Annotated in this window: 17 protein-coding genes; 2 read left to right on the top strand and 15 right to left on the bottom strand. The window is 45.1% G+C overall.

Features of this window, described 5'->3' with window-relative positions:
- Nucleotides 1-233 precede the first annotated feature (233 nt).
- The 13 genes from DESLBE_RS19920 to DESLBE_RS19865 form a co-directional block, all read right to left on the bottom strand.
- The gene (locus tag DESLBE_RS19920; RefSeq protein ID WP_144678039.1) at nt 234-1,550 is read right to left on the bottom strand and encodes an NAD(P)-dependent oxidoreductase; all 1,317 of its coding nucleotides are present in this window, start codon (nt 1,548-1,550) and stop codon (nt 234-236) included.
- A gap of 268 nt (nt 1,551-1,818) precedes the next feature.
- Complete coding sequence (locus DESLBE_RS19915; RefSeq protein WP_005815821.1) at nt 1,819-2,364, bottom strand: NADH peroxidase; 546 nt, start codon at nt 2,362-2,364, stop codon at nt 1,819-1,821.
- A gap of 250 nt (nt 2,365-2,614) precedes the next feature.
- Nucleotides 2,615-3,484: a DmsC/YnfH family molybdoenzyme membrane anchor subunit gene (locus DESLBE_RS19910; RefSeq protein ID WP_144678038.1), complete on the bottom strand. Its 870-nt coding sequence runs from the start codon at nt 3,482-3,484 to the stop codon at nt 2,615-2,617.
- Between the two features lie 21 nt (nt 3,485-3,505).
- Nucleotides 3,506-4,045 (bottom strand): DMSO/selenate family reductase complex B subunit, encoded by a 540-nt coding sequence (locus tag DESLBE_RS19905; protein ID WP_005815824.1) that lies wholly within the window; start codon nt 4,043-4,045, stop codon nt 3,506-3,508.
- Between the two features lie 16 nt (nt 4,046-4,061).
- On the bottom strand, nt 4,062-6,647 hold the full coding sequence (locus DESLBE_RS19900; protein WP_018212246.1) for a molybdopterin-dependent oxidoreductase: 2,586 nt from the start codon (nt 6,645-6,647) through the stop codon (nt 4,062-4,064).
- 16 nt (nt 6,648-6,663) lie between these two features.
- Nucleotides 6,664-7,365: a molecular chaperone TorD family protein gene (locus DESLBE_RS19895; protein WP_005815827.1), complete on the bottom strand. Its 702-nt coding sequence runs from the start codon at nt 7,363-7,365 to the stop codon at nt 6,664-6,666.
- A 206-nt stretch (nt 7,366-7,571) separates the two neighbouring features.
- Nucleotides 7,572-8,120, bottom strand: coding sequence for a 4Fe-4S dicluster domain-containing protein (locus DESLBE_RS19890; protein WP_005815828.1), 549 nt, complete (start codon nt 8,118-8,120; stop codon nt 7,572-7,574).
- Nucleotides 8,117-10,150 (bottom strand): molybdopterin-dependent oxidoreductase, encoded by a 2,034-nt coding sequence (locus DESLBE_RS19885; protein WP_144678037.1) that lies wholly within the window; start codon nt 10,148-10,150, stop codon nt 8,117-8,119. Before DESLBE_RS19885 ends, DESLBE_RS19890 begins: the two co-directional genes overlap by 4 nt.
- Before the next feature lie 2 nt (nt 10,151-10,152).
- The gene (locus DESLBE_RS19880; protein WP_144678036.1) at nt 10,153-11,376 is read right to left on the bottom strand and encodes a helix-turn-helix domain-containing protein; all 1,224 of its coding nucleotides are present in this window, start codon (nt 11,374-11,376) and stop codon (nt 10,153-10,155) included.
- A 216-nt stretch (nt 11,377-11,592) separates the two neighbouring features.
- Nucleotides 11,593-12,249, bottom strand: coding sequence for a DUF1847 domain-containing protein (locus DESLBE_RS19875; RefSeq protein ID WP_144678035.1), 657 nt, complete (start codon nt 12,247-12,249; stop codon nt 11,593-11,595).
- 123 nt (nt 12,250-12,372) lie between these two features.
- Nucleotides 12,373-12,534 (bottom strand): hypothetical protein, encoded by a 162-nt coding sequence (locus DESLBE_RS26665; RefSeq protein WP_172625333.1) that lies wholly within the window; start codon nt 12,532-12,534, stop codon nt 12,373-12,375.
- A 143-nt stretch (nt 12,535-12,677) separates the two neighbouring features.
- Nucleotides 12,678-13,703 (bottom strand): DUF4238 domain-containing protein, encoded by a 1,026-nt coding sequence (locus DESLBE_RS19870; RefSeq protein ID WP_172625463.1) that lies wholly within the window; start codon nt 13,701-13,703, stop codon nt 12,678-12,680.
- Nucleotides 13,704-13,768: 65 nt separating this feature from the next.
- Nucleotides 13,769-15,049 carry a hypothetical protein gene (locus DESLBE_RS19865; RefSeq protein WP_243131357.1) on the bottom strand — a complete coding sequence of 427 codons (1,281 nt, stop codon included), beginning with the start codon at nt 15,047-15,049 and terminating at the stop codon, nt 13,769-13,771.
- A gap of 74 nt (nt 15,050-15,123) precedes the next feature.
- Between DESLBE_RS19865 and istA the strand changes: the two genes are divergently transcribed.
- The gene (gene istA, locus DESLBE_RS19860) at nt 15,124-16,602 is read left to right on the top strand and encodes an IS21 family transposase (protein ID WP_144676967.1); all 1,479 of its coding nucleotides are present in this window, start codon (nt 15,124-15,126) and stop codon (nt 16,600-16,602) included.
- Entirely contained in the window at nt 16,599-17,345 is a 747-nt protein-coding gene (gene istB / locus DESLBE_RS19855) for an IS21-like element helper ATPase IstB (RefSeq protein ID WP_144676965.1), read from the top strand. Before istA ends, istB begins: the two co-directional genes overlap by 4 nt.
- A gap of 497 nt (nt 17,346-17,842) precedes the next feature.
- Here the strand turns inward: istB and DESLBE_RS19850 are convergent, their stop codons facing one another.
- Nucleotides 17,843-18,931: an FRG domain-containing protein gene (locus DESLBE_RS19850; RefSeq protein ID WP_144678033.1), complete on the bottom strand. Its 1,089-nt coding sequence runs from the start codon at nt 18,929-18,931 to the stop codon at nt 17,843-17,845.
- 1 nt (nt 18,932) lies between these two features.
- Nucleotides 18,933-19,223 (bottom strand): hypothetical protein, encoded by a 291-nt coding sequence (locus DESLBE_RS19845; protein WP_144678032.1) that lies wholly within the window; start codon nt 19,221-19,223, stop codon nt 18,933-18,935.
- Nucleotides 19,224-19,245: the final 22 nt, after the last annotated feature.

Below are 19,245 nucleotides of genomic sequence, written 5' to 3'. Positions count from 1 at the left end.
CATTCCTCCATCACGGTAATGATCCTCTGGTTGCCAGATTCTATTGATTCCCAACGCTAAACTTCTTCAAGCAAATTCATATTCCTGCTCATTTTTCCTATGTGGTTAGAAAATTCACAAAACTTTAACTCCTAGAAAACATTATGATGCCCTTAGCATTTTAAAACCAAAAAAGCTTGAGATTCAAGTGAATCTCAAGCAAGATCCTCTTAGCGCATTTAGGTCGGCGAGATTCACTTGGCACTTTGCAATCTCTTCCTTAAAAGGTAAGCGTGCATCTCTATGGCAATCCGTCTTCCTTCCCCCATAGCCTTGACTACGGTAGCCGGGCCATGAACCACATCACCTGCTGCAAAGACCCCCTCCCGGGTGGTCATGCCGTGCTCATTGCAAATCAGTAAGCCCTGCTTATTAATCTCAAAGCCTTGGGAAGTGGTCACGATCCGGGCGTAGGGCCTTTGGCCAATGGCAAAAATGACTTTATCCGCCGGCAAAACAAAGCTTTCCTCTTCCTTAATGATAGCTTTACCCTCTGGGGACACCATGGTGTTGACGCATTTTATGCCCGTTACATTCTCCTCTCCCAATATGGCCAAAGGAGCCGCATAGGTGCGGATCTTAACACCATCGGCTATGGCCTCGTCCCGCTCAATATCCCGGGCGGCCATGTCATTCAAGCCTCTGCGCGCCAGGACGGTTACCTCCGCTCCTAAACGGCTGGCAGTGCGGGCAGCATCCATGGCCACATTGCCGGCACCGATCACCACCACATGTTCTCCTTTTTCCACCGGAAGTTCCTGCTCAGGCAATTGGCCTGAATTATAGAGATTAATGGTCTGCAGGACATAAAGGGCCGATATGACCCCTTCCAAATACTCTCCGGGAAGTTCCAGAGTTTTCGGCAGCCCGGCACCTGTACCGATAAAGACCGCCTGATACCCCTGGGTCAGCAGATCGTCCAGAAAGAGATCCACACCGACTAAAGTATTGAGCCTGAATTCCACACCCAGGTTCTCAATCTTTTTTATATCACGGCGTACAACATCCTTAGGCAAGCGATACTCCGGTATGCCGTGGAGCAGCACTCCCCCGGGCTCCGACTCTCCTTCGAAGATGGTAACGGCATAGCCAAGCTGGGCCAGTTGGACTGCCGCCGCTAAACCTGCCGGTCCGGAGCCAATGACGGCAATGGCCCCCATGGTGGCAGCCACTTTAGGAAACCCTACCTCGGTGGCGTTGTCAGCAATAAACTGCTCCAGCTTACCAATGCGAATTGCTTTACCCTTGCGGGCTAAAATGCAGCTTGCCTCACACTGTTTTTCCTGAGGACATACCCGGCCGCAAACGGCCGGTAAATAGCTGTGACGATAGATAGCTTCCAAACCTTGAGCATACTCTCCCTCTTTTAAGGCCCGGATGAACTGGGGTATGGCATTGTTCACCGGGCAACCTTGACGGCATAAGGGTTTTTTGCATTGGAGACAACGTGAGGCTTCGGCAAGAGCTTCTTCCTGACTGAATCCAGATTCAAATTTCATCATCTTACTCACTTTTATCTCCCCTCATACTTAAGGTTTTAGATTTTCTCTCTGTTGAGTTTTACAGATTGAAACAAAAAATATAGTTGATTATACCATAGATTTTTTTAGTGAAGGGTGTAAAGATTTTAACGAGCAGGCTGAAATTCCCGGTAATTCTATCCATTCTTAAAAAAACGCCCATGCCTGATATAGATAAAAAAATAGGGAACTGTCCCCAGAAGGATGTTCCCTATGCCCGCTTGGCTAATATTATTCGACTAATATTGCTTGTCTAATCTTATTTGAAGTAACGGTTAAGCAGTCCCAAGAAAGCTTTGCCATGACGAGCTTCATCTTTGCACATTTCATGAACGGTATCATGAATGGCATCCAGATTGAGCTTCTTAGCCAAGGTTGCCAGGTCTTTTTTGCCTTGAGTAGCACCGTATTCAGCTTCCACTCTCATTTCGAGATTTTTCTTGGTATCGGCCACGACCACTTCGCCTAAAAGTTCGGCGAATTTGGCAGCGTGTTCCGCTTCTTCGAAAGCGATCCGTTTATAAGCTTCAGCTACTTCAGGATACCCTTCACGATCGGCTTGACGGCTCATGGCCAGGTACATTCCCACTTCAGTGCATTCGCCCATAAAATTGGCTCTCAGGCCTTCGATCACTTCCGGATCCACACCTTCGGCAACCCCAATTCTATGCTCATCGGCCCATTGAAGGTTTTCTTCGCTTTTTTCAATGAACTTCTCTTTACCTACTTTACATTGTGGACATTGCTCGGGAGCTTCCATGCCTTCATAAATATAACCACAAACTGCACAAACAAATTTTTTCATCTTTCAATTCTCTCCTTTTATCTTACATTGATTAAATGGTGAGCTATGTTGTTGTCGCTCATTACATATATTATTATATTATAATTATTATAAATGTCAATAGTTTTTAGTATTTCTTTTCTTTCTGCCTGTCCGAAATTTGGAATCGCGGCTAAAAACCACAAAAAGATGGAGCTATAAGTCCTGGGACTCATAACTCCATCTTATCTTAAAAGAAACTATCATGGAAAGCTGTCTCGTCCAGTGAGACTTAGGTTCCAATCATCGGCGTAACTCCCATGGCGTAGAAGAGATATCGTCCGATGAATTCACCTGCGATAACCAGGACCAAAGCGAGATAAACGGTGCCTGTGGAAAGGGTTTTTCCTTTTGCTCCTTTGTTAAGAGCCGCTACCAGCAGGATTACGCCCGCTATGGAGAGAACTCCTCTGCCGGCCAACACACCCATGCTGTCGGTCAGAATTTGGGCAGAAGCTTCTGCCGCAGTTCCACCCCCATTTAAGCCGGAGGTGAAGACGGGAAGATAAGCCAGGGGCAGGAGGACGGAAGCCGCTCCCAGGTAGGCCATATTTCTCAAGGTTTTAATAAGTCCTGCCGAGGTTTGTCCTTTAAGCCCAAAGGCAGTGGCAGCGGCTGCACCTAAGACGCCCATGGCTAAGGTTGCACCATAGAAGGCGATATAGGTGTTCACATTATCCCAGGCAGGCCGGATGGAAGAGCTGTAAATACTGGCCATGCTGAAGACGGCAGCTAACCCCATCAGAACAGTAACCCAGCCTAAGGCGTTGCTTTCTTTGCCTTTGCGGGATAACCACCAGAACACTAACCAAAGGGCGAAGAATCCGCCGGCGGTCATGATTTCCCGGCTTAACCAGGAGGACCCCAGATTCAAGATGGAGCGGGGTGCTCCCAAGGGATCGCCGAGATGGAACAGTGAGAAAACTAAAGCCAACGCTGTAAGGGGACCTACAGCAGTAAATCCGCTGCGGATTGCTTTGGAGACCTGGGAATCCTGGTTGCCTACGCCGGCCTTGACCAGCATCAGCACGATGAACATACCGATAGCCAACTGACTTAATAAAGTAAAGGTCATCAATGGCCATTCTTCTGCGAATATCATAGCATTACCTCCATTCAATTCCTAAGACTTTACGTTAATCACGATGTTGGGTTTGGTCGTCTTGGAGCTCGGCAATGCGGGAGCATCGGCATTTTGGCCGTGTTTCTGGCGGAGCTCATCAATGTCTCCATAGTCGAGACATCTCATGACACAAGCATCCACACAAGCGGGGTTTTCTCCTTTAGCCAACAGGTCAGCACACATATCGCATTTACCGACCTTTCCTTCTTCCTCCCTGTATTGGGGAGCGCCGTAAGGACAGGACCAGGTGCAAAGACGGCAGCCGATGCATTTATCGTAGTGATGAATGACAATGCCATCCTCTTTGCGCTTTTCCAAGGCACCTGTGGGGCAGTTCGCTACACATTTGGGTTCCTCACAATGGTTGCAGCTGATGGAGAAATGGAGACGACGAGGATTAGGGAATTTTCCGGTCTCGACATCATAGACCCGGCGATAACGAACGCCGACGGCTGAGTCGTTTTTATCTTTACAGGCCACTTGGCAAGCTTTGCAGCCGATACAGGTAGTTTGGTCGTAGTAAAATCCTTTTTGTGCCAAGATCACTCACTCCTTTCTATAAAACGATCCGATGGGGCCATTTTACGTCTTCTTGCAAAGGTTCTCCGTTCCATTTTTCCACTTGGCAAATGGTGGAGTTCCAAGCACCTATTCCCTGTCCGGTGGGAAGAGGTCCGGTGAGGATATTATCGGATCCTGCTTTATCCACTTGAGTCTTTTCATCGATTTCCACCCATGTTCCATGGGGCAGACCGACGACTCCCGGGGCAATCCATTCGACGATATGGGCAGGACGCAAGGTTTTACCATGACTGCTGAAGATAAGGACGGTGTCCCCTTCTTTGATGCCCCGTTCGACCGCATCCTTAGCAGCCAGGAAGACAGGGTTGGGCCATGCTTCTCTCAGCCAGGATACATTATCGAAGATACTGTGGGAACGTCTCAGGTAGTGAGGATTGATCACCTGCAGAGGATAATCCCCTTTGACTTTGTTCTTGAAGTCTTTATAGGTTGCTTCATAGCCTTCCAGTGCCGGATTGTAGGTGGGAATGGGGCGGATTTCGCTGAACCCTTTGCCGTTGACGAAGTCAACCAAAGCCTGGCAATGAATTTCCAGTTTTCCGCTGGCTGTTTTAAGGGGATTGGCCACAGGGTCTTTGACAAAGTCTTCATAGGCGATGAAACCAAAATTATCTCCGGGCTTGCGCTCGATCTGGTAAACCCCTTTCGTCTTCAGCTCCTGATAGGAGATGCGGCCCTGCTGGGGAATTCCGGTGGCGCCAATCTCTTTGATATCGGCTTCGGTCAAGGTCACCAAAGTCTCCATGGTCTTGCCGTCGGCACCGACTACCTTAGCTCCGGCGATTTGGTTGTAGAACATTTGCTTTTCATCGATAGGCAGAACCTTTTTGGCATCCAGGCCCATTTTTTCAGCTAATTCGTAAGCAATACGAAGATCGCTTTTCGCTTCATAAAGAGGATCGGTCACTTGACGCCAGAAAACGAGAGCCTCCCGGTTGATGAAGCTGCCGAAACCGCCGACTTTTTCCCATTCCGTGGTCACCGGGAGCACTACATCGGCAAACTTGCTGTTAGTGGTTAAGAAATGGCTGGTGGAAAGAACAAACTCCACATGACGGTGAGCTTCAATCCCCTTGGTTTGACCGGAACGGGTTTGGAGATGGGCTTCCGGGCCATGGTAGATCATTTGGATATTGACATCCCGGACATCGCCTTTTCCGGCCACATAATGCCCGTCAAGGATAGCCAGCCACATTTCATTATCGTTGATGGTTTCTTTAATAGGGTTGGCCACAGGGGGAAGTCCGGTGGCTCCGGGGGGAATAAGGCTGGGTCCGCCATTGGCTGTGGCATAGTGGCAGCTTACTCCGGTCATAGCGCCGGATCTGCCCATGTTGCCGGTCATAGCGCCGAAGGTCATGAACATTTGCGGCCAGGAGTCGGAATTATGGGTACGAGCCGGTCCCCAAGCCGTTAAAAGGGCTACCCGATCCTTTTTGGCAATCTTTAAGGCTAAGCCGCGGATTCTGTCGGCAGGCACTCCGCAAAGCTCCGCTGCCCATTCCGGGGTTTTCGGTGTGTTGTCATAGGTGCCGAGGACATAATCCTTGAAGTTCTCTTTAGGATCCGCACCCTCCGGCATATGATCGCTGTCAAAACCAACCGTGTATTTGTTTAAGAAATCCCAGTCAACCAAGGGATTGGTGGCGGGGTTATCCTCTTTCAGCAGGGTATAGGCCATTCCCAGGAACATAGCATGGTCTGTGCTGGGCATAATCGGAAACCACTCGGCATCCAGCAATTCCACGGTGTCGGAATAGATAGGATCGATGAAAACAAATTCCGCTCCGGCCTTTTTAGCCTGGAGATAGTGATAAGTGGGATTGCCACCGGCACTCCAGGAGGAGTTGCCGCCGACGATGACGATCAGCTCAGAGTTGCGCAGATCCATCCGGTCGTTGATACTTTGCTCAAAAAATCCTTCGGCCATACCAAACTTTTCCGGACCCCAACGCCAGGATCCCCAGGAGCTGGTTCCCCAGGAACCGATATATCCGCCGGCTAAAGAAAGGAGCCGGCCGAAATCTCCGGCATTGGAAGCAAAGATGCCCCGGTTGCCGTACTGATCTTTAATGCGGTTGATTTCACTGGCGACGATTTCATAAGCTTCATCCCAGGAAATGCGGACCCATTCATCACGGCCGCGAAGTTCTTTTTTGCCGCCGCCAGGCTCCCAATTCTTCCGCTTCATGGGGTACTTAAGGCGATCCACGCCGAATACCTGCATTCTTTGGGAACGCCCCCGGTTACAACCTCTTTGCTGAGGATAGTCGGGAGTATCCTGGTGAGTGTCATCGGTTTTTTGACGAACCACAACACCATCCACCACATAGGCTTTGTTGGAGCAACGGCCTCCACAGTTATGCCAACAGGCTACCGGTACCCATTCCCCTTCTTTTCCAGCCAGATCCGCTGAAGCTGTGGTGGAATCTACAGCAGTCAATCCGCACCCGGGAAGGGTCACCGCTGCTGCCGCTCCGGCTGTCACGGTTGCTGTCCATCCCAGAAAACGTCTTCTGTTCATTGTATAGTTCTTTGCTTTATCAATGAGATTAGCCACCTTATTCACCTCCAAATTATTTCACACAACACTGAGTACTATCCATAAGCTCTTCAAGAGCCTCTAGATCCAAAGTCAGGAATCCCTTAAGAATCTTAGCGATGCCAGGATAAAAACTGGATTGAGCATTTTCCCTGATCTTAAGGGCCAATTCGGGAACCCACTGCAGTAAATGGTTTTCCAAAAAATCTTTTTGATCGGTAAAGATCTGCTGCAGTTTCTCTATATTCCCTTCATTCATGGCTTGCCGGGCCTGCAAGGTGAGCTGATACATAAAGTCCAGCTCCAGCCCCAGATGATCATCGGCTTCCTGCATAAAATTTCTGGGCAGGAATTGATACTTGAGATAGGCCTGCCGGACTTTGAGAGTCTGTTCCTGGAAAAGAAGCCGTTCTTTGCTCAGATAGGCTGATTCCCATAGTGGGGCAGGGAGCCGGTCAGGCCCGATGAACATGCGGGTATAATCCCAATGCAGAGAGTCAAAAACTTCCGCTTTTGTTAAATCCTTCTCATGAATCAAAGCAAGAATTTGCTCTACCCCTTCTCTGATATCTTGCTGCTCCTCCTGAAAAGGAAAATTCTCAAGTAAACTTCCATCATTTAAAAAGGTGAGAAATTCAAGAGTAGGTTCCTGGAGAAAAGCTCTTCGTAATACATCATAAATAAAGGCTCGGGTTTCAAGTAAGGGTTCAATCTGTGAAATATTGTCTTTGTTCATTTTTTCACCCCCCTTTGTAATCTCATTATCCCAGAAAAGGATTTGTACGAAGTTACAAAAATTACGGCATATTTTTTTGTATTTTCTTTGAATATTTAGAATTAATACAAAATCTAAATCACTCCTTATTTATTGGAAATACAGAAAAGCCGTAGTCAGAAGAAATGTATCCTTTCTTTTGACTACAGCCTTGAAGATTTCATGGCTTAATTTTTAAGCCAGTACCGCTTTTTTTCTTTAGGAGGATAAAAGCGGATGGAGGGTTTGGTGAGGCGGATATCCGGAAATCCTTCTACGGTCGGCACTGTATCCTTCTCACTGTATTTATCGAACTCATGGACCTGCAGGGCCCCGGTAGGGCAAGCGGTTACACAGGCTGGAAGCAGGCCGGCCTTTTGCCGGTCAATACAGTAATCGCATTTGCTGGTTCTGTCGGCGACGGGGTCGAACTGGGGCGCCCCATAAGGGCAGGCTCCCACACAGGTTTGGCAACCTGCACAGCGATTGGAATCGATCAGAACGATGCCATCCCTTCTTTTTATATAGGCATGCTCCGGACAGACCCGAAAACACTCCGGACTTGAGCAGTGATTGCAGGAAATGGAGAGGTAGTGCCCTTCGCCGGTGTTGGTGACGCGGCGCCAGGATACTCCCGCCGCTGTCTTGTTTTCATTTTTGCAGGCGAGGACACAGGCATGGCAGCCAATACAGCGATCCACATTGAAAAGAAACCCTTTGGTGTTGAGCTTTGTCATTTCTTTTTCACCTCTACCCAGGAATCATAAAAGGCTGCCCCGCGGGCTCCCGTCGTATGAATCCCCATATCGGTATTTTGTCCGGTCAGCAATTGGTTGGTGGTTTCCCCTTGAGCCATGACCACAACTCCCTGGGGTAGGTAAGCATTGATCTCCACCCTGCGGGAACAGGAGCCCCGATCATTGAATACTGTGACATGATCCTTGGCTTTGAGCCCCCGCTGCTCTGCGTCCTGAGGGTTAATCTCCACGGTGTCCGTCTTTTCTTCAAGGTTCAGCCAGCTTAACTCCCGGTATTGGGAGTGAAGCCTTAACAGGCTTTGGGGGGTGAGCAAACGCAAAGGATAGGGAGGCTCAATTCTTTGTTCCTGAAAACGCACCAAGGCGGGGAGTTGGCTCTCTTTAGCATCTCTGGACATCAGCTGGAATTTCCCGGTCTCCGTGGGATAGCTTTGGCCGCCCCGGCTCCCGTTCAGCTTGTATTTGCGGGGACCCTGAAGGAGCTCCTGCCAAGTGTCGATCTCCAATCGTGCCAGGATCTCCGGGGTCAGCTCTCCTTCAATCCAGTCCAAAGCGCTTAATTGCCAGGGAAAGCTGGAGAAGCCGGGCCGGAGCTTGTTCAGGACTTGGGTCAGACTGCGGGCGATCTCCAAGTCACTGCGGGCTTCATAGAAAGGCGGGATAGCTTTTTGATTGATGGCGATCCATTGGTGCCAGTAACCGGCATGCAAATCATACTCTTCAAAAGGGCTGGCCGCCGGCAAAACGATGTCGGCCTGGGCCGTGGTTTCATTCATGAACAAATCCACTACCACCATGAGTTCCAATTGGTTGACAAGCTTTTGCCAATATTGAAAATTCTGGCCCTGGCTGAAAGGATTATGGCCTGCCAGCCAGAGGAGCTTTAAGGGGGGATTTTCCAATGCCAACGCCTCTTGAGCAAAATGGATAATATTGAGGCTTCGTACAGAGGCCTTTTCCTGCTCAGTGGGGCGGGGAAAGTTTTTAATATGAAGGGGAAAGATATCGAGGAAATTAAAATAGTATAATCCCCCGCCTGGTTGGTTCTGATTCTTGGTTAATGTAACCAAAGCATCGATGCCCCGCACGCTCTGGCCCCCATTGGAATAACGCTGCAGACCGAATCCTACCCAGGTAGCGCAGGGGGATTCCAGATACATTTCAGCCAGTTCTTTGATTCCCTCAAGAGGCACTCCGGTGATGGCACTGGCTTCTTCAAGGGAGACCTCCTCCTGCAGATAGCTTGCAAAAGCCTCCCAGCCATGAACATGCTCCTGAATATAATCCATATCCAGGCGATCCATTTGCCATAAATATTTAAGAGCAGCCATGGCCAGCAGCCCGTCGGTACCCGGCCGAATCTGCAGGTAACTGTCCCCTTGAGCAGCCGTGGGGGTAAACAGGGTGTCGACGACCAACAGCTTAGCCCCTTTATCTCTGGCCCGGTTGATAAAACTCCACTGATGGACAGCGGTGCGGGCGGGATTAACCCCCCACAGCACAATGCCCCTGGCTTTGGCCATATCTTCAGGATCCCGCAGCAGCTCCCCCCGGCCCCGATTATAGTTCAGTGCATCCCCTCCGGCCGACAAGCATAAATCGCCATGGACCTTGGTGTAAGATCCCAAGCCCCTGAACATTCCTTCCGTGGCGTAATGAAGAATTCCCAGGTTGCCGGAGAATTTATTATAGCCGCAGGCCAGATTCGAACCGTAACGGTCGTGAAGCTCGATCATTTTCGAGGCTATGATCTCCAAGGCCTCATCCCAGCTTAGGCGCTGCCAATTTCCTGAACCTCTGGGGAATTGGCGCAAAGGATACTTGAGGCGCCGCGGGCTGTAGACATATTCCGTGTAGGCATAGCCTTTGGCACAGAGCCGGCCGCGGGTATAACTATGCTTAGGATTCCCCTCAACCTTAAGGAGCTTCCCGTTTTCCACAGTGGAGAGAATCCCGCAAGTTCCATAACAATTACGAGGGCAGACATTATGGAAAATTTGCTTATCCATGTTTATAACCTCTCCTTAGAATGGATTAAATGTTTGATCTTAAAGGCGATGACCAGGGATACCCTGGTATCAAAGTCCTCCAGATCCAGATCCAAAATCTCCTCGATCCGTTTGAGCCGATAGCGCAGGGAATTAGGGTGAAGGAAAAGAGCGTCGGCCGTAGCCTTCAAATCACAATGATAGACGAGATAGTTCTCCAGGGTTTCGATCAGTTCATTCTTTTGTTTATCCTGAGCTTCCAGTTCAGCTAAAATCTCGCGATAGAACTCCAGCAGCTCCTGTTTATCATGGCTGTAAAGAATTCTTTCTACTCCCAGTTCCCGAAAATAAACGATGGGACCTTTATCTTTAAGGAGGGCACTAAGCTTAACGGCTACCTTGGCCTCCTGATAGCTGCGAAACAGTTCCGAAGGCTGCTCATATCTCCTGCCCACTCCCACCCGAATCACCCGGGGTGCCAGGCGTTCTTCTGCCTGAGCCAGCACTTGATTGATAATCATATTTAAATACGCCTTAAAATCACGGCGCTTTCTGGCTTCAACAGGCAGGGCTAAGACGACTTCTTCGTTTTTCTCCATAAGAATCACCGTCTTATCCAGGGATTGGGCTACGGATTGAATAATGTCATGCAAGGTGGTGACAAGATAATGATCCTGAGAATAGGACTCGTAATCCTCCAGCTCAAAAGCTGTGACCACATGGGGCAGACTCAAATCCCAGCCCCATAGCTTCCCTCTGGCGATAATATCCGCATTATCTTCTATATTGCCATAGAGCAAATCAAACAGAAAAGCATCCTGATAGTTGCGGCTGTTCTCCAAAAGCTCCGCCTTTTTTTGCAGTTCCAGAACAAAGACATTGCGAGCCTGATGAATCAGCACTTTGAGCCGGTTGTCTTCATCGGCTCCCGGATCGCATATAAACAGAAAGCCCAAGCGTTTGGCGTCATGACTAAGCTCAACAACCAGAGCCTCTGCCTTTTTCTCCCCGGCCTGGAGTTGAACCCGACCAGGAACGGGTGGCTGGAGAGGCAAGACTGCGAAGAATTCTCCTTGACCGAATCCTTCGCTGAAGGTGGATTCCAAAACCCGGTTTGAGGTGTTGGCGATCACAACTTCTCTCTGAACAAAGTGAGCAGCGCTGTCGACAAGCTCTTTAAGACCACCACCTTGAACCAGCTTATTCAATAGTTCGTTTTGCAGTTGCAAGGATTCTTCGACCATCATAACCTTCCTCCTCCCTGAGCTCTCTTTTAAGATCATTATACACTATTTTATAATTATTCTAAAGTTTTGATTTTCCACTGTAAAAACTGAGCTCCCTCTTGACCACTGCAAAAAGGAGGGACGGTCACTACGCTCAGATAGTTGTCGCCTCTCCTTTAGGATACACAATTTTTCGCACTTAATATGTGGTTTAAATCACTCATGGAACAATATTAATTATAGGTCCCCTTCCTGGAGCAATCTTCTGTAGTAAAAGCCGCTGGCGTATAAAGCTGCCGCCGGATTATGCCCCAACACTCTGTCTTTGGTGATCAGGGTGGTGACAGGGGCTTCGGAATATTTGATAAACAGGGAATCATGCCCCACACATAGCCCTACGATCACATTGAGATCGGTTTTTTCCTCATTGAGAAGAGTGGCTTGCAGGACAGGGTTGCATAAGGACTCATGACAGCCCTTATTCACCTTGAGCTCTTCAGGCACTCCCACTTGGGTTTTGTCCACCGCACCTACTTTACAGATGATACCGTAGCTTTCCAGTCCCTTTGCTTTGAGAATTTTGGCAAAGATCTTGGCTTCGCTCATCAGTCCCACACAGGTAGCTATACCGATCTTTTTCGCCCCGATTCGTTTGGCAAAGGCCATGATTTCTTCCACCCGGGTGAGTTTGCCATAATAGGTCCCTTCGATTTCGGCGGCCGCATTGGAGAATTTGGCCACGAAGTCGTCCTTACGGTACAGCTCATTTACCCCCTCGATGGTTTCTTCAGGGGTATGGGTTGTTAAACAGAAATGAGGAAAGGTCTTATCTTTCTTATGGCAATTTAAAAGTGCACAATCCGTGCAGCTCAATTTTTTATCCTCTTGAGTCATTGAACCATTCTCCTTCTCATTTGCCGATCTTTTGCTCCATGGGAACTATGACGGTTACTTCTTATTATAATTGTATGATCTTAATCCTTAAAACTCAAGGAAAATTCAGACACGTCTCCTTCCTTACTCAGAATCACGGTTTTCATCCTGAAAGGCAATGGCTTTGGGTCCGGAATTCGGCTCTCCATCCATGAATTCTTTCTCTCCCTCCTGCCTTGAGGATACAAAAAAGATGCCGTACACGTCTGGTATTCCCTTGGCGGCATGGTAAGTTTCAGAATTCATTGCATCTATCCATTTTTTGCTGGGAATATAAGTCCACTTAAGCTTTACAATTCAAGCAATTGTAAGCAATAAAACCTTCAAATCTTGAAGGCTTTATTCGTTACAGTTTACATTTAGCAGTTATCACCAGTCTTACTTTTAATCTATCTTAGTTGAGCTTCCATTTCCATTTGTTCTCCATGCCAACCACCCATGATGCTCTTTTCCCTTTCGAACAAAATTGCATCAACCCTCCTGGGATTAATAGCAAGCATCCCTTTTTGCGGTTCGATTGCATATACATGACGATGAGCATGCTCAATAATAATTTTACGAAAAAACTTACTCCAACGCTCTGAATAATCCAATTGTTTAATAGGCATATAACTACCTATTTGAGTTATCAATAAGAGCTTTGGCGAAAGCGGCATAATGATATTACCGTTTTTCTTGCCCCATCCACCCTTGAAATCATATTCATGTTCACTACTATAGTTTAAGCATATTACAGGATCATCTGACGTCGGAAATGATACGCTGTCTGAGGCGTGAATAACGCGCCAACGGTGCTTCCCTAAAACGCTTACCGTTTTTGTAAGCAGATGCTTCAATGCAAATAGATACATTCCTTTACCAACAAGTGAATCAACTTTCACCTGGCTCATTTCTTTATCAACCGATACTTTAATTGGTAACAGTTTTGCGTCTTCATATATTTGTGGTTGGCTGCTAATTATCTGAGAAGTTGATTCTATTTCAAACTGTGTCGATATTTTTTGCAAAACGCCTTCAAGTATTTGGGGCATTTCTGTACGCCATTGTGCCATTAAAGCGTTAAGACGTGCCGGCGTCCTTAAATATTGAGCGCCAACAAAGCGAGACAGCTTCTTTGATTCATCTTCATCCAAGTTATGACCTTTTATCAGATTATCAAAAACCGTTTTTACAGGCGATTCAAATTCTTTATCAAACCACTTTTCAAAATCGTCGACTTCCTTTTCACCCTCATTTCGCGTATAGAAATCATTCCATACGGCAGTCGATTTTATTTTTTTACGGTTCCAATGAGGGATTCTGGAATCAGATACAAGCAAATTATAAACAAAAATACTATTGCCGTCTTGGCTCCAATTTTTCAGGTAAAATTGCGGGATATAATGATTGTTGTGAGCAATCAGATTGGTTTGCAAAATCACACCTCCGAACGATCCAGGTTATTTTGTCTAATCTACTGCCTTAACGGAAACAATTGTTTTCATTCATTTTTTTCTAATGACTTGATTGAAGATTTCATTGGGCCTTTACCATTGTCTAAATATTGAATAGCAACTGAAATTAATGATAGGCAGCGTTTATAAAAATAGTCGTAATGCCTATTGTCTTCAATATCTGTTTTTGTCATCTCATGATGACGTATTCTAAAATTATTCCCAATTGTCGTAAGCTCGCGGAACTCCTCTTCAAACAGTTCTTTATAAGGGGCTTTATTGCCGCTCATATCGCAAATGATTCTATCTATGGATTTCTTCTTATCTAAAGTTGGAGAATAATATGATTTCAGTCTTTCAAAAGCATCCCATAATTTCTCAACAGCAATTTTTAAATTCCCGTCTTCGTAATATGTATTGGCTTCTTGAAACAATTCTTTGAGCCCGGCTTCTTGAATTGAAGCTAGCATAGTGTTTTTAATTGGACTATCAAGAGTGTTTAAGATTTTACCATTATCTAATTTCAAAGCAAATTCATTCAGCTTCAATATTTCATTAATTTGCGTTTCAAAATCGTTGGAGCGATTGTATTTCTCGAAAAACTCTATTGCATCTATTACACAATAAGGAGAACTGGAGTATATAAAATCCTGTAGACTGTTTGTTTTAACATACTGCTTTTGTTTATTAAAGTACTTAGGGGTATAAAACTGCCGCATATCCTTAAAAACTTCATCGCTTGTTGAGATGTTATAGCACCATCCTGTTTCACTAGTTTCTTGATAAATGTCATTATACCTTTCTAGAAGTTGGTAAATCTGATGTCTTGCACTGCGCTTAATGGTAAACTTTATTTTTTTCTCTTTTATAGCCTTTTCATTTCGTTGAGAGTAAGGAATAAACATCTTATTTTCTTCTGGCTGAAAGATTCTCCATCCATAGACATCACGGTTAGATATTTTTTCTGCTGGATAAAATTCGTACCCATCATTTTTTAACAATCTATTTACCTCAGCAAGAAACTCTTTCCAATATCCTTTCTCAACCCTAACTGTTGGATGAAAGATTTCACACAGGAATTTCAAGTACAATTCATCGCTTCCATTTTGCAGTTGAAACCGTTCATCTTCAAATACCCAACACAATGGATAATCATCATTATTTACAGTATGCTGCCAGATATCACCTTCAGCATCCGGAAACCTTGAGTCAAAACTCTGCATACTTTTCAAATCATATAATCTTTTGATAAACTCAATCTCTTCCATCCGACCAAAATAAATGTAAATGATAATGTAAAAGTGTACCACTCCAAGACCTTTTGACAATGAATTAGTTTACCACCTAACATAAGAATCCTTGTAAAATAGTATCTAATATTTTGCAAGGAGGAATGAAAGGTGTGATCATTGGAGTGGACCTATACTCAGTCATCCGTACTCGATATACCGACGGCGAATCCATTCGCTCAATTGCCAAAATCCTGGGTATTTCCAGACAAACTGTAAAAAAATATTGCGAAGGCTCAACCCATCCAGAAGTACGGAAAACCTACCAAAGAGAATCCGAAGTCGTCAATGATGAGGTCAAATCGTTCATCCTGAGCTGCTTCAAAGAAGATGAAGCTGAGAATCTTAAAAAGCAAAAACATACAGCCAAACGAATTTATGACCGATTGGTCGCAGAAGAGAGCTTTGAAGGATCTTACTCCTCCATACGAACAGCCGTTAGACTTCTAAAAACCGAAAGAACAGTTCCCCCGCAAAGCAGTATCCCACTTTCTTATGCACCAGGAGAGGCAGTACAAATTGACTGGGGCGAAGCGACAGTATACCTTGATGGACAGAAAACCAAGTTATATACCTTTTGTGGGCGATTATGCTACAGTTGCGACATCTTTGTTCAGGTCTACAAAGCCAGCAATGAAGAAACCTTCTTAGAGGCTCAACAGCTTATGTTCGATTTCTTTGGCGGAGTTCCGAGACGACTCATCTTTGATAATGCCAAGGTGGCTGTAAAAGAGGGCTTTGGGATGTATGCCAAACCCCAGAACAAATACCTTTCCTTTAGCGCCCATTATGCCTTTTCCCTAGACTTTTGTAATCCTGCAAGGGGTAATGAAAAAAGCCTGGTTGAAAATCTTGTAGGATATTCCAGAAGAAACTTCCTCGTCCCGGTTCCCAGAGTAGCAGATATTGAGCAACTGAATCGTAAGCTTCGGGAGGCCTGTATCCATTACCGTGAGAACCATAAGGTACAACACCGCACTCACCCTGTAAACCGAATGTACCAGGAAGAAGCGAATCTCTTAAATCCCCTACCCCGATTTAGATTTGATACGAGCAAAACGGCGCTAGCCAAAGTTGACGATTTCTCCACAGTACGCTATGAGAAAAACAACTACTCCGTTCCCACAAGATATCTTCGAAAGAATGTGACCGTTAAGGGATACGCCAATACCCTTCGCATTCTCCATGAAGGAACAGAAATCGCTACCTTCTCCCGTCAGTATGGCTCAGGTAACACTCGATATTGTTTAGAGCATTACATCGATCTTTTAGAAAGGAAGCCTCGTTCTGTTCAAAACGCTAAGCCGGTCAAGGAGACACTGACCCAAGAGCTTCTGACCTGGGGAAGTCAATTGCCGGGTGGGAATAAAGAAATGGTTAAGCTTCTGAGGCTCTGTGTAGATTATGGAGAAGATCGAATTCTGGCCATTAAAAAACGCATCCCTGGCCAGATGGTTCCTACTGTGGATATGGTCAGAACCTATCTAAACGAACCCGCTGAATCGTCTATCATCTATCTTAAAAATGAGATTAGTATTACCCAAACAGATTTGCGGAAATATGATGAGAAATACGGGGTAGCAAGCCAATGATCACCATCCAGTCTCAGACCATTGAACTTTATGCCAAGCAATTAAGGCTACCTACCTTCAATCATTATGAGAATGTCATTCGTCAACTGGGAAGTAACAAAAGCTATGACGAATTTCTTCTCGCCCTTATGAAAATGGAACTGGATTCTCGCATGGAAAGCAGCCAGCGCCGAAAAATTAAAACAGCTCATTTTCCTTACATCAAGACCATTGACGAGCTGGACTGCAGTTACTTTGAACATCTTACCGAAGCCTTTATCCATGAACTGGGAAGCTGCGACTTTGTGAGTAAACGACAGAACATCGTGATGATTGGAAACCCCGGGACAGGTAAATCCCACCTGAGTATAGCTCTCGGTGTTAAAGCGTGTATGCAAGGGATGAATGTGAAGTTTTATACTGCAGCTAACCTTTCTAATGAGCTGATAGAAGCTCAGGAATACAAGAAGCTCCTTAAGATTGAGAAGCAGCTTGCTAAGGCTGACCTGCTAATTATTGATGAATTAAGTTACCTGACCTTTAATCGGCATCAATCGGAATTATTGTTCAAAGTTATTGCGGACAGAGCTGAACGCCGGAGTGTGATCGTCTCAACCAACCTAAAGTTCTCCGATTGGGTCACCATGTTTGAAAACACCACCATGGTTACGGCTCTTATTGACCGACTGACGTTCAGATCCCATGTATTGAATATGAATTCTGATCATCCGTATAGAGCCGAGTATTCTAACACGAGTAATTAAAGCCAAGGGAAATACCTGCAAGGGTGTTTCCCTATCTTTAGAAGCTAAGTGGTAAACTTTTTCACTGTCAAAAACTTAAACATGGTAAACAAATTCATTGTCATTACTGGTAAACTAATTCGCTGTCACGTGGTAAAGAAATTCGTTGACATTCACAAAAATAAAGATAGGTGACTCTTTTCTTATCAAAAAAATCGCCGATATCAATCCCACTACGAAACAAATCGAGAATGTCTCGTTTGGTTATCTCACTAATTCGGTTCATTGTTCAACTGCCCTCATTTCATAGTTAACCAAATGAAGCTAACCTTTGATTGTCTGTAAATATCGCACCGAACCCACACAAGCCTAAACTTATTAAATACTTAATACCGACTTCATTCCATTATAAACCCGTCATTGAAGGAGAATTCTTATAGGTCATTCTTTGTGAAGCATTATATAAAAACAGAGGATACAACGACCACCAATTGGCTGGTGTATCCCCGTTCATTTCTTCAGTCATACTTTTTCTTTATATACCTTGCAATGCTATCATAATCACCATATATGAGCTTTTCATTGATACCCATAAAATCCAACTCATGCAGTACTTTTTCCTTATTCTCAATAACAATTATAACATCAGGCCAGACCCTTTGCTGGGAAAGGATGCGTGTTTTATAAGTCCTTTCGTCAAAGGAAAGGTATGCCTGATAGATAAATAAACCTTGCTGATTTCGTCCTCTTTCAAAGGATAATATTGGCGTGTATAGGAAATTGGGAATACAGTTAAGCCACCAAACTGTTGCTTCAAAGGCCAGAGTTTGTTTTAAGAAGGATTGCAGTTTTAATGTGTATTCAAGCGCAACCAATTCTATTGACCCATATTGACGCTTTATTTCGGCAATTAATTCTTTGCTGTCTTTTACATATTCATAGGGCAACCCTCTTAAATATTCCCCATTATTGTACAAAGGGAATTTAGAGTTTTTAGGGATACGGGGTTGCCTATCAACAAAGTAATACTGCCAGTCATCAGCTAACTGCTTGAAATAATAGTAGAATTTTTCAGGATGTCGTTTATAGAAATCAGCAAATCCCCTATACAAATCCAAAATAATATTATTTTCATTTCGTATAAAAAGATCAAGGAAATTCTTATCCTCATTACGTGAAAGCAAATCTGTGATATCAATCAGTTCATCTTTCAGTAGATATACAAATCCTCTTTCTTGTTCAAACGATCTATTTGAACTATGAAACGGTTGACACGAAAAAAACAATGCAACCAAAGGCGACCTTGTAAAATCAATAAGGTTTGTTGGTATTCCGTGGTGTTGAGCAAAAGCCAAAAAGTTACTGCGCTCATCAGGGGTAAGTCTATGGAATATCTCTCGTCTAAACTCATTTTTCATTTGAATGAAAGGATACTCCTTATTTCTAAGTGCAGAGGATATTGTATCATGGTAATTCGTGGGCTCACCACGAAATATGTAGTTTTCAAATTCATTATTTGAAAACAAGTTTATATACTCTGCTAAATCCCTTACAACTATCTCTTTGGGAATCGGCAGACCTTCCAACTCTTTTTTTGAGTATCTCATTTTATGTCTCTCCCATATCCTCTGTAGAAGGTTCTAACTTGAAAAGGCTTTGATTCATAGCATCTATCCAATGTTCTTTGTCGCTTACTCGTCCTGATGCAGCTCTTACATAGGATATAAGTTCAGCGAGCACATTCCTCTTATAAGGCTCAATATCCAGAGTTCTTTGCATAAAATCTAAGCGCTTTATAAAAAGCTCAGCTGATTTTTTATTATTAGCACTTACAGCTTTATCGGCCAGCATTTTGATTTCTTTAAATTCTTTGCCTGTAAGTTGTTCTCTATTACCCATGCTTCTCCTCCTGAAATTTTAT

This window comes from Desulfitobacterium sp. LBE (assembly GCF_007830365.1).
GTDB lineage: Bacteria > Bacillota > Desulfitobacteriia > Desulfitobacteriales > Desulfitobacteriaceae > Desulfitobacterium > Desulfitobacterium hafniense.
The sequence above is the reverse complement of the archived record's forward strand: the minus strand, read 5'-3'. Positions and strand labels throughout refer to the sequence as shown.